The organism is Paramesorhizobium salinisoli (assembly GCF_003335045.1).
GTDB classification, from domain to species: domain Bacteria; phylum Pseudomonadota; class Alphaproteobacteria; order Rhizobiales; family Rhizobiaceae; genus Paramesorhizobium; species Paramesorhizobium salinisoli.
The window spans coordinates 1-853 of sequence record NZ_QOZG01000095.1 but is presented as its reverse complement, the minus strand read 5'-3'; the positions used below and the strand labels follow the sequence as shown (position 1 = coordinate 853).

At 59.9% G+C, this 853-nt stretch carries 2 pseudogenes; both read left to right on the top strand.

Features of this window, described 5'->3' with window-relative positions:
* Window positions 1-128 precede the first annotated feature (128 nt).
* Window positions 129-614 (top strand): annotated as a pseudogene (locus tag DUT91_RS25065) (HupE/UreJ family protein); the annotation flags it as partial.
* A gap of 22 nt (window positions 615-636) precedes the next feature.
* A pseudogene (locus tag DUT91_RS25060) lies at window positions 637-853 on the top strand (transmembrane anchor protein); the annotation flags it as partial.

Sequence of the window (853 nt, the reverse complement as noted above, 5' to 3'; positions counted from 1 at the left end):
CCTTCAAATAATCACAACGCGCGCATGAGACCCCGCTCGGGCTACGCCCTCCCACGGGTCTCATGCGCGCGCCAAGGTGGCCGACTTTTGCGCCGCCGCGTGGCCGGTTTTTACTCCGCCGTTGACACTTCTTCCTGTACCGGATGAAGCATATCGGCATCTATGTCAGCCTGTTCGCGCTCGGGCACTCCACGACGATGCTGCTCGGCGTCTATTTCGACGTCGGGATCAACAGTTACATCATCGACGCCATCATTGGCTTGTCGGTGGTCTATAAGGCACTCGACAATATGGGCGCCATCCAGCGATGGTTCGGTTTCCAGCCGAACACGAAGCTGGCGACGCTGATCTTCGGCTTCTTCCACGGTTTTGGCCTGTCGACGAAGATCATCGAGTACGACATCTCGCCCGATGGCCTCGTGCCGAACCTACTCGCCTTCAATATCGGCGTTGAGATAGGGCAGCTTCTGGCGCTAGCCGCCATCCTCATCGTCATGGGCTATTGGCGGCGGACGCCGAGTTTCTTCCGCCATGCCTATACCGCCAACGTCGTCATGATGACCGCCGGGTTTGTGCTGATCGGATATCAGCTCACCGGCTGGTTCGTTTCCTAAAAGATTCCCGAAAGGATCCACTATGTACAACACCGACATTCCAACCCGCGCCGAGCTGCCGTCCTCGGCCCAGCTCCTGCGCTCCACCATCATCGCAATGATTTCGGCGGCGGCGATCCTCGTCACCGTGGTGCTGCCGGCCGAATATGCCATCGACCCGACCGGTATCGGCCGGGCGCTGGGCTTGGTCGAGATGGGCGAGATCAAGGCGCAGCTGGCTGAAGAAGCGGAGCGCGACC